Origin of the sequence: Chitinasiproducens palmae, from assembly GCF_900095735.1 — a bacterium.
GTDB classification, from domain to species: domain Bacteria; phylum Pseudomonadota; class Gammaproteobacteria; order Burkholderiales; family Burkholderiaceae; genus Chitinasiproducens; species Chitinasiproducens palmae.
This window is the reverse complement of the sequence record NZ_FNLO01000001.1, coordinates 132837-156006: the sequence shown is the minus strand read 5'-3', so window position 1 is coordinate 156006 and position 23170 is coordinate 132837. Positions and strand designations below refer to the sequence as shown.

Sequence of the window (23170 nt, the reverse complement as noted above, 5' to 3'; positions counted from 1 at the left end):
CCCTGCGACGGGAACGGTCAACGTTCGCCGGTGTAGCGATTGACCGACGAGGCCGCACTGTTTTGCAGATCCGTGGAACTGCGGCCGATCTGCGTGTCGCTGACCGCCGTCGCCGCTTGCCCGATGACCGGCGTCGCGGCGCTCGACAGCGGTTCGCCGATCCGGGCGACGCGCTCCTGGGTTGGCGCGCTGGTGTCGCCGATATGCTGTTGCACGCGCTCGCGCACGCCGTTGAGCGACCAGTCGCGCGCGAACGCCGTCCCGGTGGCGGTGGCCAGGGTCAGCGCCACCGCGAGCACCGCCAACCGGCGACCGTGCGGCGATGGCGAAACGACAGGAGGCACGGGGTGCGAGTGCTGCAACCGCGCGCGGTATCGGCAATTTGACGGCATGGCAGTGCGGCCACCGGTCGGCAGCCATCGGCAAAGCGCCATTCTACGCAGCGCCCGCCTCGCGTGCACGGCACACACGCCGCGTGCGGCACGCCCGCCACGCCGCGCCAACTCAGCGGGCGATCACTGGTCGATCACTGGTCGACGATGAAGCCGTCGAAATGCGGGCGCATCGAGATCGGTTTCGACAGCGGCGGCCGGATCCGCTGGGCATCCGGCAGCAGTGCCATGCCCAGGCCGGGACCGCTCGGAATGTCCACGAAGCCGTTCTTCGGCAGCGGCACGCTATCGACGATGTCGCTGCCAAGATGGGTGCCGGTCGATTCGAAGATGCCAGCCTCGAAGCCGGTCGAATATTCCTGTATCGCAAAGTTCGGGATTGCCGCGGCCACTTGGAGGCAGGCGGCCAGCCCGATCGGCGAGAGCGGATTGTGCGGCACGATCTGAACATGATGCGCCTCTGCCATCGCCGCGACTTTCTTCGCCCCGGTAATGCCGCCGCACACCGCAACGTCGACGCGCGCATACTCGACTGCATTGCGCGCCAGCAGCGCCTGGAACTCGTAGATCGTGCAGAAGCGTTCGCCGGTGGCGATCGGCACCCGGATCTTTTCCGCGACGCGTGCCATCGCGTCCGGGCCCTCCGGACGGATCGGATCCTCGACGAACATCGGCGTGGTCGCCTCGATACCATTCGTGAACGTGATCGCTTCGGGAACCGTCAAACGGCGATGCAGTTCGACCAGCAGGTCGACCTTTTCACCGACGACCTCGCGCATCCGGTGCACATTGTCGATCGCGTCGCGCATCTTCTTGATGTGCGTCTTGAAATAGACCTGGTCGTTGCCTTCATCGAGGAAGGGATTGATGTGGCCGAACGCCGTGAAGCCGGCTTCCATCTTGCGCTGGCATTCCTCCAGCACCTTCTCGATCGTGCTTTCGTAGATATGGCCGTAGATGCGCGCCTTGTTGCGCGCCGGGCCACCGAGCAATTCATAGATCGGGACGCCCAGCGCCCTGCCCTTGATATCCCACAGCGCAATGTCGATCGCCGAGATCGCCGCATTGATGGCCAGCCCCTGGAAATAGCTGAACCGATGCATCACGTTCCAGTGGTGCTCGATGTCGAACGCACGCTTGCCGACCAGATACTCGGCGAACCGCTTGATGGCCGTGCCGGCCGCTTCAATGTGACCCCAGATGCCTGCTTCGCCGTAGCCGACGATGCCGGCGTCGGTCTCGATACGGACGAACATGAACTGGCCGACGTGCAGCGGTTCAACCTTGACGATCTTCATATGACGACTCCTTGAAACGGTAAAGTGATGCTGATGCGATTGCCGCGACGGTCAGCCCGCGCGGTGCGTCTCGTGCCACGGCTCGCTGCCGGGCGCGCTGTCCAACGTGCCGGCATCGTCGAGCGAGCGGCCGCGTGTCTCCGGTCCCAACACGACGGAGATCGCGGTGATGACACCGAGCGCGACCACGTACCAGGCGACCAGGTGCGGCGAGCCGCCCCCGGCGGCAAGCAGGGCGACGGCGATCATCGGCGCGATGCCACCGGAGATCGGCGAGGTCACCTCGCGGGCGAGCGAAAAGCCGGTGTAGCGCACGCGCGAGGGGAACATCTCGGCAAGCCAGGGACTCTGCGCGGACGTCATCATCGTTTTCGCCACCGACGAGACCAGGAACAGGCCGGCATAGATCCATGCCGTGTGGCCGGCGCCGAGCATCGCGAAGAACGGAAACACGGCCGCGCCTGAAATCAGCGCGCCGCCGATGTAGACAGGTTTGCGGCCGATCTTGTCGGAGACCCAGCCGAAGAACGGCACCGTGATGAACTGCATGGCGGTGCTGAACATCAGCGCGGATACGATCACATCGCGCGACATGTGCAATTGCTGAGTCACGTAGACGATCACGAAGGATTCGTAGATATACGCGAGCGAGTTGTCGCCGAGGCGCGCTCCCCATGCGCACAGCATCGGACGCAGCGAGGTGCGGAACACTTCGCGTACGGGCGCCTTGACCTGCGCATTGCGCTTGCGGATTTCCTCGAACACCGGCGTTTCCTTCAGTTTGCTGCGCAGCACGAGGCCAAGGATCACGACCACCGCCGACAACAGGAAAGGAATGCGCCAGCCCCAGTCCTCGAACGCAGCCTTCGACAGGTTCGACGAGAGGTGGAAGGTGGCGAGGGACAGCAGCAGGCCAAGCGCGACGCCGGTATAGGGCAGCGCACCATACAGCCCGCGCCGCTTGGGCGGCGCGTACTCGACCACCATCAACACCGCGCCCGCGTATTCGGCGCCCGAGCCCAGGCCCTGCAAGGCGCGCAATACGCACAGCAGGATCGGCGCCCAGACGCCGATGTGCGCGTAAGTCGGCAGCAAGCCCATCAGCGTCGTCGCGCCACCCATCAGCAGCAGCGTGACGATCAGCACTGCCTTGCGGCCGATGCGGTCGCCGAGGCGTCCGAACAACACGCTGCCCGCCGGCCGCACGATGAAGCCGATCGCGAAGCTGGCATAGGCGAGCAGCGTCCCCGTCAAATGGTCGTACGAAGGGAAGAACAGTTTGTTGAACAGGGTCGCCGCGGCGGTGGCGTACAGGTAGTAGTCGTACCACTCGACCGCGGTGCCCACGATCGCGCTCAGGATCGCGCTGCGTACGGCTCGCTGGACTTCCGGTGTGTCACGGGTAGCGCTTTGCAAGTCTCACCTCTTGTTGTTGCGCGCGCCGGCAGTGCCGGCGGCGCGGTCTCCTCGGTTGTGAGCGAAGCGCTGCCGCGATCCGCCGGTGATGGTCGTGCCGACGCGCCGCGCGCTCGGCGCACGGACGTCTTGAATCGAGAAACTGGAAACGTTTCCCGGAAACGTTTCCAAACATAGATGGAGTAGACTGGCGAGTCAAGCGACAAGGGGTAAACGATGAGCAAGGACGGCGCCCGGACCCGAACCGGCATCAAGGCAGTGGCCGCGCTGGCAGGCGTGGGCATTGCCTCCGTCTCGCGCGTCCTGTCGGGTCAGCCCGGTTCGAGCCCGCAGCTCACGCAGCGCGTCCTCGAGGCCGCGCGGCAGCTCGGCTACACGCCGAATGCGCTGGCGCAGGGACTGAGGCGCAAGACCACGCGATCGATTGGCTTCGTCGGATCGGACATCACCAACCCGCTGATCGCCTCCATCGTCAGCGGCGCGGAGGCCGTGCTGAGCCAGGCCGGGTTCTCGATCCTGCTCACGAACTCCGCGGGCGTGGCGAGCGTCGACGCCGAGCGTATCGAGACGCTGCTGCAGCGACAGGTCGACGGCTTGATCGTGTTGCCGGCGCTGGAGGACGACCCGGCAACGCTGGCCGTGATGCGCAATGTCGGGGTACCGCTGGTGCTGATCGACCGGACCCTGCCCGAAGCCGTGCCGGCGCACTACGTGCTGTCCGATCATTATCGTGGCGTCGGCGATGCGTGCCGCTACCTGCTCGCGGCCGGTCATCGCCGCATTGCACTCGTCGTGGGGCGCGACGTGCGCCCCACCCGGGAGCGCGTCCGCGCCGTCGAGGACGCGTATGCCGCGGCCGGCCTGCCGGACGGCCTGCGGGTGCATCACGGTACGCTGACGCTCGCGCACGGCGAAGCGGCCGTCGAGGAAATGTTGTCGGCGAGCCAGCCGCCGACGGCCGTCATCCTCGGCGGCAATCAGTTGCTTGAAGGAGCGCTGCGCGTGGTGCACAGAAGGGGGCTGACGCTCGGCGTCGACCTGTCACTGGTCTGTTGCGACGACGTCCCGCTCAGTCGCTTCCATCAACCGCCCATCGCGACCGTGATGCGCGATTCGACCCAGCTCGGCCGCCGTGCCGCCGAAGTCCTGCTCGCTCAGATCGCCTCGCCAGGCGAGTCCGAGCCGGTGCATCTCGAAACTTGGTTCGAGCCACGCGGCAGTGCCGGCGCGGCGCCGACATCCGCGCCAGGGCCAGTGAAGGGGCTGCGCAGCCGGCAAGCGCGCAGTGATGCGGTCAAGGCGACACCGGCCAGCGCAGCCCGCCAGCGCAAGCGCCAGTCGGGGACTTGAGGGGACGGCGGCGGCAGTCGGGTGGATTCGCGGTGATGGCGCCAGCCTTGCCGAGATCGCCCGTCGCACGGTCCGACGCACAGCCCGTCGCATCCTTCACGCGTCGGCTGGCGTTGCCGTCGCCGCCCCATGTGTACTGGCCGGAACGCGCGCAACGCCTGTGCGGTGACCACGTGCCAGCGCTCGCGCTGCGCGACGTGTCCGACCGTCACACCGTCAGATGGCGTAGAGATCCACGTACTCGTGTACCGGCATCGCGGCAAGGCGCTCGGCGTCGAGCGAGACGGCTGCGATCCGATGCTGCTGCTTGGTGGCGAAGCGGCGCGCCAGATTGGTACGGAATTTCTCGATGAGCAGCGGGATGCCGTCCTCGCGGCGCCGACGATGCCCGATCGGATACTCGACCACCACCTCGTCCAGGCGCGTACCGTCGTTGAATTCGATCGTCAGCGCGTTGGCGATCGAACGCTTGTCCGGGTCGTGATAGTCGCGCGTGAATTGCGGATCCTCGACGCAGACGATGCGGTCGCGCAGCGCGTCGATGCGCGGGTCCGCGGCGATGTCGTCCTCATAGTCGGCGGCCGTCAGGCGGCCGTACAGCAGCGGCACCGCGACCATGTACTGGATGCAGTGATCGCGATCGGCCGGATTGTCGAGCGGGCCCTTCTTGTCGATGATGCGAATCGCCGCCTCATGGGTACGGATCGTCACCTGCTTGATCTCGTCGGGCACGCGGTCCAGCGCGCGCAGCCGCTCGTGGATCGTCATCGCTGCCTCCACCGCAGTTTGCGAATGGAATTCGGCGGGGAACGAGATCTTGAACAGCACGTTCTCCATCACGTACGAGCCGTACGGCCGCTGGAAGCGGAACGGCTGGCCCTTGAACGACACGTCGTAGAAACCCCACACCGGCGCGCTCAGCACCGATGGGTAGCCCATCTCGCCCGTGCGCGCGATCAACGCGAGACGCACGCCGCGGCTGGTCGCGTCGCCGGCTGCCCATGACTTGCGGCTGCCAGTGTTGGGCGCGTGCCGGTAGGTACGCAAAGACTGACCGTCCACGAATGCAAGCGACACGGCGTTGATCAATTCCTCGCGGTCGAGACCGAGCATCTTGCCAACCACCGCGGTCGTGGCAACCTTGACCAGCAGCACGTGGTCGAGGCCGACACGGTTGAACGAGTTCTCCAGCGCGAGACACCCCTGGATCTCGTGCGCCTTCACCATCGCCACCAGCACATCGCGCATCGTCAACGGGGCACGGCCCGCGGCCACGGCCTGACGTGACAGCCAATCGGCGACCGCGAGGATGCCGCCCAGGTTGTCCGACGGATGTCCCCATTCCGCCGCCAGCCAGGTGTCGTTGAAGTCCAGCCAGCGGATCATGGCGCCGATGTTGAACGCCGCCTGCACCGGGTCGAGCTGGTACGACGTGCCGGGCACCTTCGCACCGTTCGGCACGACAGTGCCCGGCACGATCGGCCCCATCAGCTTCGTGCAGGCCGGGTAGGTCAACGCTTCGAGGCCGCAACCGAGCGTGTCGATCAGACAGTGACGCGCGGTGGTCAACGCGAGGTCGCTGTCGATCTCGTAATCGAGCACGTACTCGACGATGTCGACCAGTACCTGGTCGGGGGCGGGACGCACGGTGGAAATCGCTTGGCTCATCTTTGCTTTCGCTGGGTGGTATTCGAAATCGGAGGATTGCGCTGCTTCAGGGCGCTGCTTCAGGTGCGCTGTTCAGCCGCGCTGCGCGAGCGGCACGAACGTCTGGTTTTCCGGCCCAGTGTAGTTCGCGCTGGGCCGGATGATCTTGTTGTCGATGCGCTGCTCGATGACGTGGGCCGCCCAGCCAGTGGTACGCGCGATCACGAACAACGGAGTGAACATCGCGGTAGGAACGCCCATCTTCTGATAGCTGACCGCCGAGTACCAATCCAGATTCGGAAACATTTTCTTGGCGTCCCACATCACCTTTTCCAGACGCTCGGCGATCGAGAACAGCGCCGGATCGCGCGCCTCGTCCGACAGCGAGCGTGCCACTTCGCGGATCACCTGGTTGCGCGGGTCGGAGATCGTGTACACCGGGTGACCGAAGCCGATGATCACCTCCTTGTTGTCCACGCGGCGCCGGATGTCCGTCTCGGCTTCGTCCGCATTCGCATAGCGGCTCTGGATCTCGTAAGCGACTTCGTTCGCGCCGCCGTGCTTCGGTCCGCGCAGTGCGCCGATCGCGCCGGCGATGGACGAATACAGATCGGCCCCGGTGCCCGCAATGACGCGCGCGGTGAACGTCGACGCGTTGAACTCGTGCTCGGCATAGAGAATCAACGAGGTGTGCATCGCCTGCACCCACGACTCGGACGGCGGACGCCCATGGAGCAGATGCAGGAAGTGGGCGCCCACGGACTCGTCGTCGGTCTCGACGTCGATGCGCCGTCCGTTGTGTGACCAGTGATACCAATAGAGCAGCATCGATCCCAACGACGCAATCAGGCGATCGGCGATGTCGCGCGCGCCGGCGGCGTTGTGATCATCCTTCTCCGGCAGCATCGTGCCGAGCAGCGACACGCCGCTGCGCATCACGTCCATTGGATGCGCGCTGGCCGGAATCTGTTCCAGGGCGACGCGCAAGGCGCCAGGCAGACCGCGCAGCCCTCGCAGTTTGACGTAATACGCATCCAGTTCCGCGCGATTCGGCAGCCGACCGTGCACAAGCAGAAATGCAACTTCCTCGAAGGCGGCATGTCCGGCGACGTCGAGTATGTCGTAGCCGCGGTAATGCAGATCGTTGCCGCTGCGCCCCACCGTACAGAGCGCAGTGTTGCCCGCCGGCACACCCGACAACGCCACGGACTTCTTCGGCTTGAAACCGCCTGTACCTTGAGTGCTGCCCGGCTTGCCGTCCCGATCACCGCCCTGGTCGCCGGCCTGCTTGCTGTCGTCGCTCATAACCGCCCCTAAAAGAGATATTCGAATGTGTGCTGCATCGGCGCCCTAAACCAGGACCGCCGGCACCGCGGCACAAGAATGTCGATGCGCGTTGAGCCCGGCTGGTTGCAGCGCGTGGCGTCGCCCGACCGCCTGCTCGAAGCGGTGGTCCATCCCGCCGCTTCGCGCAAGCGTTATGCCAATCGGAGCGCCCCGCGATAGTGCTTCTGAATCATCGGTTTGCCTATCGGCGAAAACACGGCGCACGACATTGGTTTCAAGATTGAAACACGCAACATCAAAGGTGAGACGTGCGCGCTGGCGCTGCCTCGCGCTGCTGCGTGGACGGACGGTCGCAGGTGAGGCCCCGCACCGGCCGCTGAGGTGGGTTGAGAACGGTGCGCGAATGCCGAGCGACGTGGAGGAGATGCCCGTCGCCGTTTCGAGTCGGAGCGTGCCACGCCGTCGTCGGCGGGCCTGACACTCCCATCAGCTGTCGCGCGACTGGGCGGCGTTAACCCCCGCGCAACATACGCAGGATAGCGACTACAGCGCGACAAGCGCGAGGCCGCACGTTGTTTGGCAACGCGTCGGCAATGCGCTCGCTCACTCGGCCGGCAGCGGCTCGCCCTCACGATGTGCGGCAATGAAGCGTCGCGGCAGCCCCGGCGAACGCTTCTTGATGCGACGCCAAAAGGAGGCGGTGGCGGTGGCGGGCGCGTGCGTGGGCACGGCCGCCTCGATCGTTGCCTTAGCGCGGCGTGTGACCATCGCGGCGCGCCGCACGTGGCGACGCGGAGTGACGGCTCGCACAAGCACAACCAACACGGGGGCGGAAAGCAACAGTCGGCTCCGCGCCATCAAGCCACTCTCCGTCGAGGTCAGGCAACCTGCACGAGCCCGCGCCAGCCGTGCCCTGCAAGGACTACCAGCGCGTATCAGCGCAGCGACGCACGCCGACTCACGCCTCGCCACTTCCGGCACCGCTAGAGCCCATCGGCAGCGCGTGCCGGGTCGGCAATGATCGATGCTGCTGGGCTGTCGCGTCGGCCTGCGGCCCGAGCGCAAGGTCGGCAACCCCGCGCCGGCATGCCGCGCGGCAACCGGTCCTTTGCAAACACTGCAATGTTCACGCGGCGGCGCCAGACGAAAAAAAACCGCCGCAAGAGCGGCGGTTTTCGTAGCGGGCAGCGACGGAAACGGCGATCCATCTCGCCGGATACCGCCCGTGCGCGTATTACAGTGCTGCGTCCTTCAGCTTCTTCAGCGCACGAACCTTCACGCGCGTCGAGGCCGGCTTGGCCGGGAACCAGCGCTCTTCGCCGGTGAACGGGTCCTTGCCGAAGCGCTTCTTCTTTGCGGGCACTGCCTGCACGTCGACCTTCAGCAGGCCGGGCAGCGCGAACTGGCCCAGGCCCTTCTTGTGCAGCGACGCAACCATCGTTTGCTCGAGCGTGGCGAGCACAGCCTTCACGGCCTTCGGCTCGACGCCGGATTGCTCGGCGATGTGCACCGCGAGGGACGATTTGGTGAACGATTCCTTGATCGGCTTGAGTGCCGCTGCAGCCGGCTTCGCCGCCCGAGCGCTCTTCGCGGCCGGCTTCGCCGCTGCCTGCGTCTGTTTCTTCGCTGCCGGTGCCTTCGCAGCCGCTTTTTTGGTCGTGGCCATGGATCGTTAATCAGTGGGATGGAAAAGTGACGGACTACATCGCTTGCGCGTAACGGATCCGCGTCACAATCGGAGCCGTCAACCTACGTTGGCGCCTATCTTACCGTATGTCCATTCGCGGCGACTACGGGAAAAGACGTGAAAAACCGGGATATTTGACGTTTCGCGTGCCTGTGCGAACGCATTCGCGAGTAGTTCACGCTTCGTGGTCCTGTCGTTGGCCATCGCCAGTGCGCGGCGCGCGATCGCGGCGTGCCCATCGAAACGATACCGACGGCGCTCGCGTCGCTGCGCGCCGACTCAACGCATCGGGTTCGCAAGACGTCCCTCTTCGCTCTCGCTTGCGTCGCCCTCGCCCTGGTTTCTCGCACCGCCATCACTGCTCTGTCCCCCTGCCTGCGCGTCGACGTCATCGTTGTTGTCGGCTACGGCGTCGTCCCCAGCGTCTTCGTCTCGACCTTCCTGACGGTCCTGCCGTTCGGCATGGCGAGCGGCGAACCAGAAGGCGACATAGCCGAGCGCGGCTGCAATCACCGACGCAATCAACACGCCCAGCTTGGCTTCATTGGCTGCTTCGCCACCGCGGAACGCAAGTTCCGCGACGAACAGCGAGAGGGTGAAGCCGATGCCGGACGACACACCGATGGCCACCAGCATTCGCCACGTCATCCGATCCGGCAAGGCCGCGAGCCGCGTCTTGATGCCAAGCCACGCGAACGCCAGCATGCCGAGCGGCTTGCCAAGCACAAGCGCGACCACGATGCCGACGCCCACCGCGTTGGTAGTGAACTTGTGGATCACCTCCCCCGTCATCTCGACGCCGGCATTTGAGATCGCGAACAGCGGCAGCACGACCCAACTGATCCAGGGGTTGATCGCCTGCGTGATGCGCATCGCCGGTTCATAGGTTGCCTCGGCCGTTTCCGAAAGGCGGCCGAGATGCAGCTCGCGCCGGTCGGCGGCAGTATTCCTGAGCCGCTCGTCGTCGGTGTTCTCGGCGTGTTCGTGCGCGCGTTTGAAGCTGTCTACCTGATCCTGCACGACTTCGGCAAAGCGCTGTTCCGGCATACGCGGCTGCACGGGAACCAGTGCGCCCAGCGCCACGCCAGCGATGGTCGGATGCACGCCGGCCTGCTGGATCAGGAGACAAATCGCGAGACCGAGCAACACGTACGGCATGCTCGGCACGATTTCGAGACGAATCAGGCCGACGATCACCAGATAGAGCACGGCAGCGATGCCCAACAGCATCCAGTTCACGTGCGAGGTGTAAACCGTCGCGATCACGATCAAGCCGCCGATGTCATCGACCGCCGCGAAGGCCAGCAACAGTACGCGAACGCTGCGAGGCAGGCGGGTCCCGAAAATACCCACGAGGGCCAGCGCGAACGCGGTGTCGGTGGTCACCGTCGCACCCCAACCGTGCCGGAACTCGCCACCGTGATTGAGCGCCAGATAGATCAACGCCGGCGCTAACATGCCGCCCAACGCGCACAGCACCGGCAGGGCGGCCGTCTTGCGCTCGGACAGCAGGCCCTTGACCACCTCCCGCTTCACTTCGATGCCGACGCCGAAGAAGAAGATGGGCAGCAGCGCATCCTGCGTCCATTCGGAAAGCGCCTTTTTCAACTCCGCATGTCCGAAGCGGACACCCAGTTCGAGTTCCCAAACGTGATGATAGCTGTGCCCGAACGGCGAATTCACCCACAACAACGCGAGCACGGTCGCAATCAGCAACGGACCGCCCGACACTTCCGAGACCGCGAAGAAGGGGGCCAGCTTGCTTGAAATGTGGCGCGTAAACGTCGAGTGACGCGCCCGCACCGCCGCCTGACCGCGTTTCCTCGGGGGAAGGGACATTGTTGCTCCAGTGTTTTAACGGTGCCGCAGCAAGCGGCATGCCACTGCGCGCCAAGCTGCGGCGGCCCTATGCGCGCGCGCGCGGCAGCCAGCGGTGTCCTCGACGGACTTGAGGCGCTTGACGGACTCGACCGACTTGCCTACCAGCGGCGCGGACCGTCCGAGTTCGCGCGTGCCGCATCGCTACCGGCAAGAGCCGCGCAAGCCGGCTAATATCGAGGCTTGCGCACGCCGCTCGCCAGCGTACGCAGCATGCTGCCGTAGCGCGCGCGTGGTCCGAATCCTTGAGAGCATGATGAACGAAGCCCCAGCTAGCGAGCGCCAAGCCTGGCCGCTCGATGAAATCGTCGCCGCCCTGCGTCACTCCCGCGAAGTCACGCATCACATTCGACATCGCGGCGCCGTGCGCGAACTGCCGTCGCGGCGGGTCATCGCGGAGGTGGTCGAAGGACTGACCGCCGCCCTGTTTCCGACTCACCACGGGCGCGAAGATCTCAACGACGCGAACATCGATTACTACGTCGGCAACACGCTCGCGCGCGTGCTGCCGTTGCTGACCGAACAGGTGCGCCGTTCGCTGCTTTGCACACTGGACGGCACCGACGAAGCCGATCCGCACTACCACGAGCGCGCCCGCGCGATAGCCGCTGAGTTCGCGGCGCAGCTCGTGCCGATCCGTGCGCTGCTGGTCAGCGACCTGCGGGCCGCGTATCAGGGCGACCCTGCGGCGAACAGCATCTCCGAAGTTCTGCTGGTCTATCCGGGCGTGACTGCCGTCGCTTATCACCGTATCGCGCACCGGCTCTACAAGCTGGGGGCAACGCTTGTGGCGCGGTTGATCTCGGAAATCGCGCACTCGACGACCGGTATCGAGATCCACCCGGGCGCGCACATCGGCGAGAGCTTCTTCATCGACCACGGCACCGGCGTCGTGATCGGCGAGACGGCGATCATCGGCAACCGGGTGCGCCTGTATCAGGCCGTCACCCTCGGTGCGAAGCGCTTCCCGGTCGACGAGACCGGTGCCTTGGTGAAAGGCAATGCGCGCCACCCAATCGTCGAGGACGATGTCGTGATCTACGCGGGGGCGACCATCCTTGGACGCATCACGCTCGGCGCTGGCTCGACCATCGGCGGCAACGTGTGGCTCACGCACAGCGTGCCCCCGAACAGCAGCATCACGCAGGCGCAGATGCGCAGCGACTGCGAATAGCGTCGGCGCGCTCCGGCTCGGCCCGCGCGCGGGCCAGCGAAGGCCGCGGCGCGATGAGCCGAGGCTTCATCAGCGAGCGCCGCGCGTGCGGCGCACTGCGGCCACTCCAAACGCGCGTTCGGCGACACCACAGGGCACCGCACCGGCACAAGTCTTACCGCACATGACAAATACCTTGCGGGCATGCAGGTAAACCTTAATAATTCTCATTTTTGAACTGGCGCCCATTCGGCGCGCGTCGTCGATGGTCATCACAGTCCGCTACCGCCTGAACGTGCTGGCGCGGGTTCTCGCCGCCGTGGTCGGCGGTTATGCGCTGGCCAACCTGGCCGGCGCCTGCATCGCCCTTCTGCTGCCGAGCAGCCGCGCGGAAGCCGCGCTGACCGGGCTGATGTCCACCTTTGCGATCTACACCCTCGCCGTCATCTGGGTCTTCGCCGCCAGGAACCTGTGGCGCGCCCTTGGAGGCCTGGCCTTGGCGCTCACGGTAGCCGGCGCCCTTTTCCTCGGACTGCGCTAGGAGCAAGCGGTGCAACACGGTTTTCGTCAATCGATGGCCTGGCTGCATGGCTGGGCCGGGCTTGTCGTCGGCTGGGTGCTGTTCACGATTTTCGTGATGGGTACAGCCACCTACTATCGCGACGACATCTCGCGCTGGATGCAGCCCGAGCCGATCGGACAGGCGACTGCGGAGCAGACGCTGGAGCGCGCACTGACGCGCCTGACGCAGACGTCGCCGCATGCGTCGCGCTGGTTCATCGACATGCCTGATCGCGAAGACGCGCGCGTGCGGATCGGCTCCCAGGAACGCAAGGGCCGCTTCAAGAGCGAGCGGCTCGACCCCGCCACCGGCGAGCCGGTGCAGGCGCGCGACACATTGGGCGGCGATTTCTTCTACGCGTTCCACTTCCAGCTCTACTATTTCTCGCCGCTGATCGGCCGGTGGATCATTGGCGTGTGCGCGATGATCATGTTCATCGCGATGATCAGCGGCGTCATCACGCACCGGCGGATCTTCACCGACTTCTTCACGTTCCGGCCGCGCAAGGACCAACGCTCCTGGCTCGACTTCCACAATGCGAGCGCAGTGCTGGCGCTGCCGTTCCATTTGATGATCACGTACACCGGCCTGGTGACGCTGATGACGCTCTACATGCCAATGCCTTACCAGGCGGCGTATCGCGGCGACCGGCAGGCGTTCAATCGCGAGGTGTTCGACTTCGCGCCGGTCGACAAACCGAGCGGCAAGCCGGCGACGCTGGCCCCGATCGGGCCGATGATGACCCAGGCCGAACGGATCTGGGGCAACGGCACCGTCAGCCGGATCTTCGTCGAGAATCCGGGCGACGCGTCGGCGCTGGTGAAGATGACGCGCGACCGTCAGAGCCGTATTTCTCGGGAGAGCCAGACCATCACCTTCGACGGCGCAACCGGGCAGGTGCGCCGCATCGCACCGGTTCCCGGGCCGGCCACCGCCACGTACGGCACGATGTACGGTCTTCACATGGCCCTGTTCGCCAGTGGTCCACTGCGCGTACTGTTCTTTTTCAGCGGCCTGGGCGGCGCGGCGATGGTCGCGACCGGCCTCCTTCTGTGGGCGCGCAAGCATCGTCAGAAGGACGAGAAGCATGCGAAGAAGGCCGGCACGCACGGCGTGCGGTTCGGCACGCGTCTTGTCGAGTCGCTCAACGTCGCCGCCGTGGTGGGTCTGCCGCTGTCGATGGTGGCCTACCTATGGGCGAATCGGCTGTTGCCGGTGACGCTCGCCGGACGCAGTGAATGGGAAGTGCGCGCGTTCTTCGCATGCTGGGCGCTCAGCGCACTGCATCCATGGCTCCGGCCGGCTCGGCGCGCTTGGCTCGAACAACTCGCGGTGTGCGCGCTGGCCTTCGCGCTGCTGCCGGTCGTCGACCTTGCCACGCTGGGCTATTGGCCGCGTCCTGGCTTCGATGCGGTAGTAGCGTCCCTCGCGCTGTTGCCGGCGGCCGCGATCTGGCATCTGCTGCGGCGCAAGGCTTCCCCCGCGCGCAAGCACGGACCAGCGACCCCGCGCCGCGCGCCCGACGCCACGCTGGAACGGCGTCCCGACGGTTCGGCCGGCGCAACCGCGATGCGTCGCAACGACCGGGAGCGGGTATGACGACGCTCGCCTGGGCGCTGGCCATATGGCTCTCGCTCGCCGGCTTCGCGACGCTGAGCGCCGCAATGTACCGCCACCAGCAGACGATCCTGCGACGCGAGGTCGGCAGAGGCGCGACGCTGTCGCTGCGCCTGGGCGGCGCGCTGCTGCTGGCGGCGGCGGCCGCGCCGTGCGTAGCGCTGCTGGGCGGCCCGGTCGGCACGGTGGGCTGGTGCGGCGCGCTGACCGCCGGCGCAGCGGCGGTCGCCGCGATGCACACCTATGCGCCGCGCGCGGCCCGCTGGTCGGCGGCCACCGGACCGGTCGCCTTGCTCGCCGCCCTGCTCGCGGTCTACATCGCGTAGCCGACCGCCGATAGCCGGTCGCTGCCCCTGCCGGACCTTGCCGACGCCGAGGCCCGGCGTCCCTTCGGCCTGGAGCGCTCCTTGCTCGATTCGTCGAGCAACGACACGCCTCTCGTGTGTCCCAAGGAGCCGCCATGTCCCTCGTCGATACCATCAAATCAGTCCTCGGCGCCGATCCGCTCGAACGCGCCGACGCGGACGTGCATGAAGTGCTCGATGTTCTCGCCCGGCTCGGGCCGACACCGATCGAAACACTCGACGCGGCCAGCGCCCGCCGTCAACCCTCGATTGTCGACGCCGCACGCGAAGTCGCCGGCGCTCGGCGGCGCGAGCCCGCCTTCGCAGATATCGAGACAAAGGACGTGACGTACGCCGGCGCCGCCGGCAACGTGCCCGCGCGGCTCTACCTGCCAGCCACCAGCGACACGTCGCGCCGGCCAGCTATCCTGTATTTCCACGGCGGCGGATGGGTGATCGCCGACGTGGATACCTACGATGCCAGTGCGCGCGCCTTGGCAGGCCTGACCGGGGCACTCGTCGTGTCCGCCCACTACCGACAGGCACCGGAGCATCCGTTCCCGGCCGCGCACGATGACGCGCTGGCCGCCTACCGCTGGCTGATCGACGAAGCGGCGGTCTTGAACGTGGACAGCGCGCGCGTGGTCGTTGCAGGCGAGAGCGCGGGCGGCAACCTGGCGGCGAACGTCGCGCTGGAAGCGCCAGGACGCGGGCTGCCGGCGCCCGTCTGCCAGCTGTTGATCTATCCGGTGGCGGGCACCAGCGTGAGCACGCTCTCCTACGAGGAGAACCGCAGCGCGAAACCCTTGAACAAGGCGATGATGTCGTGGTTCATGGAAAAGGCGCTGGCGCGGCCGGAGGACAAGGACAGTCCGCGTTTGAATCTGTACGACCGGGATCTGCACGGTGCGCCGCCCACGATCCTGATCACCGCCGGCATCGACCCCTTACGCGGCGACGGCGAGAAGCTCGCCGACGCGCTGCGCGCGGCCGGCACCTTCGTCGACTATCGCAACTATGCGGGTTCGACGCACGAGTTCTTCGGGCTCGACAACGCGATCGTCTCGGCGCGCGAAGCCCAGGCGTTCGCGGCCAACGCGTTGCAGCGCTATATCGGCAAGCCGCCGGAGGCATCCGTCGGGACGACAACCGATAGTGAATCGATGACCGACGCGACGGCTGTGACCAACTCCAGCCAGACGCCGCAGACGACTGCGGACACGCCGGCAGGCAACCGCTCGACATTGGACGCCGACACCGGCACCCCAGGCGACACGCCGTTGGTGTGACGACCATCGCCGGGCGTCGCCACCGACGCTCCACGCCGCTCGCATCGCGCGCCCGCCGACGCTCAAGCTCCGGCTGATTGCGGCGCCCGCGCCGGCGACGTCAGCCGACGCGGACAAGCCTCAGTCTCAGTCTCCGTCTCGCCGTCCCGCGGCCCTGCGGTCCCGCCATCGAGCCCAGCCGCGGCGCTGGGGGACCGTTGACCGACTCAGGCGCAGGCCCGTCGTCGACGCGTTTCACGGTAGCAACGACGGCGCACACACTGAAGGCGCGCTGCCCTCAAGCGTTAGCGGGCGAACGTCAGCCGGCAAACGTTTCAGGATCGGGCCCGTCGCGCTGTCCGCGATCCAGTCCATCGATCTCGCGCATTTCGGCATCGTCCAGTGCGAAGTCGAACACTGCGACGTTCTCGCGGATCCGCGCCGGCGTCACCGACTTCGGAATTGCGACCAATCCGTGCTGCATGTGCCAGCGCAGGATGATCTGCGCCGCCGTCTTGCCGTGCCGCGTCGCAATCCGGGTGAGAACAGGGTCTTCGAAGGCCTTGCCGCGCGTCAGCGGGCTCCAGCATTCGGTGATGATGCCGTGCGCTCGATGGAAAGCGCGCAACGCCGGTTGCTGCATCAACGGATTCAACTCAATCTGGTTCACCGCCGGCACCACACCTGTCTCGTCGATCAGACGTTGCAATTGCGTTTCCGTGAAGTTCGACACACCGATCGAACGCGCCTTCCCTGCATCGCGAAGCGCGATCAGCGCCCGCCAGGTTTCGACGAAGCGGTCCTTCGACGGCACCGGCCAATGGATCAGATACAGGTCGACGTAATCGAGACCGAGCCGATGCAAACTTTCGTCGCATGCGGCCAATGTCTCGTCGTGCCCCTGCCGATCGTTCCAGACCTTCGTGGTGACGAACAGCGTGTCGCGGGGGACGTTCGCTGCCGCAATGCCGCGACCGACGCCCTCTTCGTTGCCATAGATCGCGGCGGTATCGATCGACCGATAGCCTGCGTCCAGCGCAACGGCGATCGCATCGCCGACCTCCTCATTGCTGGCGCGCCAGACGCCCAGGCCGAGCTGGGGAAAAGCGCGGTCGTCGTTCAGCCGCAATGTTGGAATGCCTGTCATGAAATCTCCTTCCAGATTAGCGGGCCGCCTACGCGGCCGTTCAGCAACCATCCGCAAGAAGCGTGCATCGCCATCACGCCGGATTGGAATGCCGCCCCCCGCATTGTGGAGGAGCCTCGTGCCGCCCGCGCATCATCGTGCACAGATCGAAACGGTTCTCGACGCCGCTCGCGTTGCTCCAGAAGGACTGACGCCCGGCATCGTCGGCGAACTCGCACTCGACGAGCGGCAATGACCGACGCCGCTCGTTCATTTCAGCGCCTGCCGAAGATTGCGCGGCACGCGACGACGCGACGACGCGACGGCGACCGGTTGCGACGCCGGTCACGAAACGGCTTGCGAGTCGCTGGTGACTGGCCGATGACTCACTCACGACTCGCTCAACCACGCCAGCGACGCAGCAGCAGTGCATTTGCGACCACGCTGACGCTGCTGAATGCCATCGCCGCACCGGCGACCACCGGGTCAAGCAAGCCGAACGCCGCCAACGGCACGCCGACCACGTTGTAAAAGAATGCCCAGAACAGGTTCTGGCGAATCTTGCGGTACGTCAGACGCGAGATCTCGATGGCGCCGGCCACCAAGGTCGGTTCACCGCGCATCAGCGTGACGTCCGCCGCCTCCATCGCGATGTCCGTGCCGGTGGCCATCGCGATGCCGACGTCGGCCGCGGCCAACGCCGGTGCGTCGTTGATGCCGTCGCCGACCATTGCGACCACGCGGCGCCGGCCAGCCGCACTTGGCTGCTGCAAACGGCGCACCGTGGCGGCCTTGTCGGCAGGCAGCACTTCCGCCTCGACCGCGTCGATCCCTAACGTAGTCGCAACCTGTTGCACGGCCGCGCGCTGGTCGCCGGAAACCAGGACGGTCTGCACGCCGATACGCCGCAACGCCGCGATCGCGTCGGCCGCACTCGGCTTCACGGGGTCGCCGAAGGCCAGCAGGGCGAGTACGGTCCGCGTGCCCTCGTCGACGAGCCACGACACGCTCCGGCCAGTGTGGCCCGCCGCCGTGGCGCTGTCAGCCTGGGCCGGTGCCGGCGTGATGCCCGCTTCGTGCAGCCACCGCGTGCTGCCGATGACCAGCCGTCGACCCTCCACCAGGCCGCTCACGCCACGCCCCGCCAACGCCCGAACGTCGCTCGCGGCTGGCACGGCAATCCCCGCCGAATCGGCCGCTGCGATGACGGCACGCGCAAGCGGATGGTCGCTGCCGCGCTGCACCGCAGCGGCCAGCCGCAAAGCCTCGCGCGCTTGCGGCGCATCCAAGTCGACTTGCTCGGCTTGCTCCGGCCGCTCACTCCGGCGGCGCCGCGCCAATCCGGCCGCCGCGTCGGGTGTCTCGAATGCCACCAGGGTCGGGCGCCCTTGCGTCAGCGTGCCGGTCTTGTCCAGCGCGACGACCTCGATCCGGTGCGCCAGTTCAAGCGCAGACGCATTCTTGATCAGAATGCCGCGTCGCGCAGCCGCGCCGGTCCCAGCCATCAGCGCAGTTGGCGTCGCAAGACCCAACGCACACGGGCAAGCGATCACCAGCACCGCGACCGCGTTGAGCAATGCCTGTTCGACCCCTGCCCCGGCCGCGAACCAGCCGCCCGCGGTCACTGCGGCGATCGTGACGATGATGGGAACGAACACGGCGCTGACCCGGTCGACCAGCCGCTGGATCGGCGCCTTCTCTGCTTGCGCCGATTCGACCATGCGCACGATCCGCGACAGCATGGTGTCGCCGCCGATTGCGCGGGCGTCGATGACGAGTTGTCCGTCGCTTGCAATTGCGCCTGTCACAACCGTTCCGCCGGTCTCGCGCCACTGCGGCAGGCTCTCTCCGGTGATCAGCGATTCGTCGAGATGGCTGGCGCCTTCCGCGATCACACCATCGACCGGCACGCGCTCGCCGGGCCGTATCACCAGACGGTCGCCGACCCGCACAGCCGCCAGCGGCACCGTCTCCTCGCCCGCGTCTGTGCGGCGGCGCACCGTGTCCGGACGCAGTGCGTTGAGCGCCTCGATCGCCTCGGTAGTCTTACGTTTGGCACCTGATTCCAGCCATTTCCCGAGCCGAACCAGCGTGATCACAGCGGCGGACGCTTCGAAATAAAGATGGGAGTGGGCGTGCGGGTCGCGCCAAAACTCGAACACACTCATGCCGTACGCAGCACTGGTACCGAGCGCGACGAGCAATTCCATATTGCCCGCGCGATTGCGCAGGGCTGCCCAACCTTGCCGATAGAAGCGCGCGCCGAAGACGAACTGTACGACGGTGGCGAGCGCCATTTGCACGATCGGGGGCAGCATCCAGTCCGCGCCAGCGACCATTGCCACCATGGGCAACAACAGCGGCAGTGTCAGGACAGCACTTGCCGCCATCGCCCAGCCCTCTCGCTGACGCACACGACGCCGCCGCGCCTGTAGCGATGTTTGGTCGGTGGCGCGAGCGTCGGCCGACACGCGCGGCGTCGCGCGGTAGCCGGCCCGGGCCACCGCGGCAATCAACGCGCTCTCCTCCACTGTCTCGAGGACTTCGACATCGGCCGACTCCGTGGCCAGATTGACCGCGGCCTGATTCACGCCAGGCACTGCGCGCAGGGCCTTCTCGACGCGTCCAACGCACGACGCGCATGACATGCCTTCGATATCAAGATGCGCGTGACGCGTCGCGACAGCGTAGCCCGCCTTGCGCACGGCTTCGAGCAACGGCTGCAATGGCGCGCCCGCCTCCGTCTGCACGTGTGCACGCCCGGTGGCAAGGTTGACATCCACCTGATGCACACCCGCTGTGCGGGCAAGGGCTTTCTCCACGCGACCAACGCAAGACGCGCAACTCATGCCCTCGATGGGCAGGTCGAGCGCGCGGCCTGTCGGCGTGGCAGGCGCGCCGCGCGTAACCGAAGCAGTGGCATTCATCCTTGTCTTTTCTCCTGGCGGCGTGTCGCCAGCGCCGCTTCCGCCGCAACAGCGCCCGCGCTGCTTGAACGCGCCGTTGCCGACGACCTGCCAGCGCTTCAGTCGACGCGGCTTGCGGTGTAGCCGGCTTCGGCGATCGCCGCGGTCAGCGCGTCGGGAAGTGCAGTGCTGTTCACCGCCACGCGCTTGCTGGACAGATCCACATCGACTTGCGCAGCCGGATCGGCCTGCTTGATCGCCTCCGTGATGCGGGCGACGCAGTGACCACAGCTCATGTCCGGAATATCGAATTGCATGATTGGCTCCAGTTGATGGCGGAAGCGCACGAACGCACCTTGTCCGCCGAACGATCATCAGCTTAAACCTTCCCACGCTGGGAAGGTCAAGCGAGTCCCGAGGGCCCGCGGCGTGCCGGGGGCGGATGCCGCGGTCGCAGGCCAACCTGCCTGCGAAGGCCGCCGAGCGGAGAGTCAAGTCAGCCACCGCGCGCGCTAGCCGCCGTAAGCGCCTCGCCAGCGTCGCAAGGTGCGGAAAGCTGCGGAAAAGCGCGAAGTTGCGGGGCTAGGCGCGCAACGGTGGCAACGGTACAAAAGGCGCGTCGTGCGCAAGGTGCGCCGTATCCTGCTCTGCGTCTCGGCGCTATCGTCGCGATCGCGATGGTTCGGCCCCTAGCCGTGCCTCGGCGACGCAATCGCGCTGAGGATGGGACAGTCCGGACGCGCGTCGCCGTGGCAACTCGCAACCAGGCGTTCGAGCGTCTGCTTGATCGCAGTCAGTTCGCTGATCCGCATGTCGAGCTCCGCCAGATGCTCACTCGCCAAGCGCTTCACCTCGCGGCTCGGCCGCGACTTGTCACGCCACAATTCGAGCAGCGCGCCCAATTGTTTGACACTGAAGCCGAGACGGCGCGCTCGTCCGATGAAGCGCAATTCCTCGACGTTTGCCTCCGTGTAGCGTCGGTAGTTGCCCTCGCTGCGGGAGGCGGGTGGAATCAAGCCGACCGCTTCGTAGTGCCGAATCATCTTCACGGAAACGCCCGACGCCTGCGCGGCCTCGCCGATATTCATTTAGCTTCTCCCAGCGGGTTCCCGCACCGCGTCGCGACGTGGCTGGCGTCGCAGGCATCGGCGCAGACGCCTCTCGCGCCGCGACGGCCGGTAGATGTCCTGCCTTGAGCGCGCGGCCACGCTGCACGCATGTCGGCTCTGCAGCGGCGCGCTCGAGCAGGCGCTTTGCGCGCTCGACCGCGCGGCCTGGCCTGAAAAGTCGAAGTCAGTCGATGAATCAAGGATAAGGCGATGCCAGAAAGGCCGGCAGCGCTTCGGCCTCCACCGACCACGCCTGTAGGGCAGGATGCGCGACCGGGTCGACGATGCCCGGCAGCTTCTCGGCGGTGAAGCGCCAAGCCACCGCCGCAGTCAGCGACGCCTGATCGGTTCGTTCGCTGTCGATGAGCGGTGGTCTTGCGACGAGGGCGACTTCCAACGCCCGATAGGCGGCAGCCAGTTGTGCGTGCACTCTATCAAGCCATGGTTGATGCTGTTTTTCCGACGGCCGCAGATTGTGTTCGTACACGATCTGGACCGTCTTCTCGCACGCCGCCAGCGCCAGTCCGATGCGCTGCAGGGCAGCGAAGCGCTCGACGGGCTCCGCCGCGAGGAGACGCCGACCCGGTGACACAATGGATTCGAGATAATCGAGGATCAGCGTCGAATCCATCAGCGTGGCGCCATCGTCCAGCACCAGCGTTGGCGCCTTCACGACGGGATTGACCGCGTGAAACTGGTCAAAGGCACTGAATACGGAAACCGAATGCTGTTCAAACGCGATGTCCAGCATCCGCAACGAGATCGCGACGCGTCTCACGTAGGGCGAGTCGAGCATGCCGTACAGTTTCATCACTGCGGTTCTCCAGTGGATTTTCCAAGCAACAGGTCACGCCGACGTTTCGGTAGTGCTGCGCGTTACGTCAGTGATAGCCGCCTCGCCGCGCGGCGGCGGGGATGCGTGTAAGCGTAGATGCGTGTAAGCGTAGATGCCCGTAAGCGTAAAGCGGTCTTAGCGGCATCCTTGCGCGCGTTGCCGCCACACCGGTCCAAGAGCGGACGGAAGGTCCCCCGCCAGGGGCATTGCGCCGGCGCGTTCGGCGGGCGGCCATCGATCACCATCGATCACCATCGATCACCATCGGTCGCAATCGATCGCAATCGGTGGCGCTTATTCTAAACGGATGACGGCACAGAATTGGCAATTGCGCATTAGGATGACGATTGATCAACCATCACTCGTTTCCTCCCCATGCGCGTATCGACCAACACGATTGAACGGCAAACCGGCCCGGAGCCGTCGGCGACGGTCATCTGGCTTCATGGCCTCGGCGCGGACGGCAACGACTTCGTGCCGCTTGTCGACGAGCTGCAGTTGCCGCCGGGCGCGGCGTTGCGCTTCGTGTTCCCGCAGGCGCCGTCTATTCCCGTCACTGGCAACAACGGCTACGTGATGCCAGCGTGGTACGACATCTACACCTTCTCCGCGATCGGTCGACGTGTCGATGAGACCGGCATCATCAACTCCCGCGAAACGGTTCGCCAACTGATCGCAGCCGAGATCGCCCGTGGCGTCGCAGCCGAGCGCATCGTCGTCGGCGGCTTCTCGCAGGGAGCCGCGATGGCCTACGTCAGCGGACTGACGCACCCGGATCGTCTCGCCGGCATCGTGGCCCTGTCCGGCTATATTCCCGCACCGCAGCTCGTCGCGAACGAGGGCTCGCCCGCGAATGCTGATGTACCGTTGTTCATCGGCCATGGCGGCGCGGACAACGTCGTGCCGCTCGCGCTCGGAGAACAGGCCAGGAGCCTGATGGACAATGGTCAGCGCGACGTTGCCTGGCGCGTCTATCCGATCGCACACACGGTCAGCCCGGAAGAGATCGCCGATCTACGCAAGTGGTTCATGGCAGTGCTGTTCGATCGCTAGCGTCGACGACGCGACCGGCCGGACGCGCAATGCTATTTGACGCGGCGTCGCGACGGCAGAGCGCCCTTTGCGTAGACCGGCCGCGACCGGAGCCTAGGTGGGTGTCTGGGCATCTGGGCATCTGGGCATCTGGGCATCTGGGCATCTGGGCATCTGGGCATCTGGGCATCTGGGCATCTCGGCATCTCGGCATCTCGGCATCTCGGCATCTCGGCATCTCGGCATCTCGGCATCTCGGCATC

21 protein-coding genes are annotated in these 23170 nt (G+C 66.2%); 8 read left to right on the top strand and 13 right to left on the bottom strand.

Annotated elements, in window-relative coordinates; all coding sequences use genetic code 11:
- Positions 1-17 precede the first annotated feature (17 nt).
- The 3 genes from BLU54_RS00455 to BLU54_RS00445 all read right to left on the bottom strand — a co-directional run bounded on the left by BLU54_RS00455 (position 18) and on the right by BLU54_RS00445 (position 3106).
- On the bottom strand, positions 18-305 hold the full coding sequence (locus BLU54_RS00455) for a hypothetical protein (RefSeq protein WP_091903487.1): 288 nt from the start codon (positions 303-305) through the stop codon (positions 18-20).
- Between the two features lie 221 nt (positions 306-526).
- Positions 527-1690 (bottom strand): mandelate racemase/muconate lactonizing enzyme family protein, encoded by a 1164-nt coding sequence (locus BLU54_RS00450; protein WP_091903485.1) that lies wholly within the window; start codon positions 1688-1690, stop codon positions 527-529.
- Between the two features lie 51 nt (positions 1691-1741).
- Positions 1742-3106, bottom strand: coding sequence for an MFS transporter (locus tag BLU54_RS00445; RefSeq protein ID WP_091903483.1), 1365 nt, complete (start codon positions 3104-3106; stop codon positions 1742-1744).
- Between the two features lie 216 nt (positions 3107-3322).
- On the opposite strand from BLU54_RS00445, the gene BLU54_RS00440 reads away from it, so the two are divergent.
- Positions 3323-4456 (top strand): LacI family DNA-binding transcriptional regulator, encoded by a 1134-nt coding sequence (locus tag BLU54_RS00440; protein WP_091903481.1) that lies wholly within the window; start codon positions 3323-3325, stop codon positions 4454-4456.
- A 216-nt stretch (positions 4457-4672) separates the two neighbouring features.
- Here the strand turns inward: BLU54_RS00440 and BLU54_RS00435 are convergent, their stop codons facing one another.
- From BLU54_RS00435 to nhaA, 4 genes are all read right to left on the bottom strand, one after another.
- Positions 4673-6124 (bottom strand): bifunctional 2-methylcitrate dehydratase/aconitate hydratase, encoded by a 1452-nt coding sequence (locus BLU54_RS00435; RefSeq protein ID WP_091903479.1) that lies wholly within the window; start codon positions 6122-6124, stop codon positions 4673-4675.
- A 72-nt stretch (positions 6125-6196) separates the two neighbouring features.
- The gene (gene prpC / locus BLU54_RS00430; protein ID WP_091903477.1) at positions 6197-7408 is read right to left on the bottom strand and encodes a bifunctional 2-methylcitrate synthase/citrate synthase; all 1212 of its coding nucleotides are present in this window, start codon (positions 7406-7408) and stop codon (positions 6197-6199) included.
- 1216 nt (positions 7409-8624) lie between these two features.
- A complete protein-coding gene (locus BLU54_RS00425) occupies positions 8625-9056 on the bottom strand; it encodes an HU family DNA-binding protein (RefSeq protein WP_091903475.1) in 432 nt (143 codons plus the stop codon).
- A gap of 300 nt (positions 9057-9356) precedes the next feature.
- Positions 9357-10916 (bottom strand): Na+/H+ antiporter NhaA, encoded by a 1560-nt coding sequence (gene nhaA, locus BLU54_RS00420; protein WP_091903473.1) that lies wholly within the window; start codon positions 10914-10916, stop codon positions 9357-9359.
- 295 nt (positions 10917-11211) lie between these two features.
- On the opposite strand from nhaA, the gene epsC reads away from it, so the two are divergent.
- Entirely contained in the window at positions 11212-12129 is a 918-nt protein-coding gene (epsC, locus tag BLU54_RS00415) for a serine O-acetyltransferase EpsC (protein ID WP_091904428.1), read from the top strand.
- 69 nt (positions 12130-12198) lie between these two features.
- Here epsC and BLU54_RS23045 read toward each other — a convergent pair whose 3' ends face one another.
- Entirely contained in the window at positions 12199-12381 is a 183-nt protein-coding gene (locus tag BLU54_RS23045) for a hypothetical protein (RefSeq protein WP_139169374.1), read from the bottom strand.
- Here BLU54_RS23045 and BLU54_RS00410 point away from each other — a divergent pair.
- The 4 genes from BLU54_RS00410 to BLU54_RS00395 all read left to right on the top strand — a co-directional run bounded on the left by BLU54_RS00410 (position 12374) and on the right by BLU54_RS00395 (position 15920).
- Complete coding sequence (locus BLU54_RS00410) at positions 12374-12649, top strand: hypothetical protein (RefSeq protein WP_091903471.1); 276 nt, start codon at positions 12374-12376, stop codon at positions 12647-12649. The two genes, BLU54_RS23045 and BLU54_RS00410, sit on opposite strands and share 8 nt — an antisense overlap.
- 9 nt (positions 12650-12658) lie before the next feature.
- Positions 12659-14269, top strand: coding sequence for a PepSY-associated TM helix domain-containing protein (locus BLU54_RS00405; RefSeq protein ID WP_091903469.1), 1611 nt, complete (start codon positions 12659-12661; stop codon positions 14267-14269).
- Positions 14266-14613, top strand: a complete 348-nt coding sequence (locus BLU54_RS00400) for a DUF3325 family protein (protein WP_091903467.1) — start codon at positions 14266-14268, stop codon at positions 14611-14613. The genes BLU54_RS00405 and BLU54_RS00400 overlap by 4 nt, the downstream gene beginning before the upstream one ends.
- A 134-nt stretch (positions 14614-14747) precedes the next feature.
- Positions 14748-15920 carry an alpha/beta hydrolase gene (locus BLU54_RS00395; protein WP_091903465.1) on the top strand — a complete coding sequence of 391 codons (1173 nt, stop codon included), beginning with the start codon at positions 14748-14750 and terminating at the stop codon, positions 15918-15920.
- Between the two features lie 298 nt (positions 15921-16218).
- Here the strand turns inward: BLU54_RS00395 and BLU54_RS00390 are convergent, their stop codons facing one another.
- Entirely contained in the window at positions 16219-17046 is an 828-nt protein-coding gene (locus tag BLU54_RS00390; protein WP_091903463.1) for an aldo/keto reductase, read from the bottom strand.
- Here BLU54_RS00390 and BLU54_RS23040 point away from each other — a divergent pair.
- Complete coding sequence (locus BLU54_RS23040; RefSeq protein ID WP_139169372.1) at positions 17045-17281, top strand: hypothetical protein; 237 nt, start codon at positions 17045-17047, stop codon at positions 17279-17281. The two genes, BLU54_RS00390 and BLU54_RS23040, sit on opposite strands and share 2 nt — an antisense overlap.
- Positions 17282-17426: 145 nt before the next feature.
- Here the strand turns inward: BLU54_RS23040 and BLU54_RS00380 are convergent, their stop codons facing one another.
- The 4 genes from BLU54_RS00380 to BLU54_RS00365 all read right to left on the bottom strand — a co-directional run bounded on the left by BLU54_RS00380 (position 17427) and on the right by BLU54_RS00365 (position 21851).
- Positions 17427-19952 carry a heavy metal translocating P-type ATPase gene (locus BLU54_RS00380; protein WP_091903460.1) on the bottom strand — a complete coding sequence of 842 codons (2526 nt, stop codon included), beginning with the start codon at positions 19950-19952 and terminating at the stop codon, positions 17427-17429.
- A gap of 98 nt (positions 19953-20050) precedes the next feature.
- Complete coding sequence (locus tag BLU54_RS00375; protein WP_091904426.1) at positions 20051-20248, bottom strand: heavy-metal-associated domain-containing protein; 198 nt, start codon at positions 20246-20248, stop codon at positions 20051-20053.
- Between the two features lie 372 nt (positions 20249-20620).
- Entirely contained in the window at positions 20621-21019 is a 399-nt protein-coding gene (cueR, locus tag BLU54_RS00370) for a Cu(I)-responsive transcriptional regulator (RefSeq protein WP_091903458.1), read from the bottom strand.
- Between the two features lie 217 nt (positions 21020-21236).
- Positions 21237-21851 (bottom strand): glutathione S-transferase, encoded by a 615-nt coding sequence (locus tag BLU54_RS00365; RefSeq protein WP_091903456.1) that lies wholly within the window; start codon positions 21849-21851, stop codon positions 21237-21239.
- Between the two features lie 399 nt (positions 21852-22250).
- Here BLU54_RS00365 and BLU54_RS00360 point away from each other — a divergent pair, with 399 nt between their 5' ends.
- Positions 22251-22928, top strand: coding sequence for an alpha/beta hydrolase (locus BLU54_RS00360; RefSeq protein ID WP_091903454.1), 678 nt, complete (start codon positions 22251-22253; stop codon positions 22926-22928).
- Positions 22929-23170: the final 242 nt, after the last annotated feature.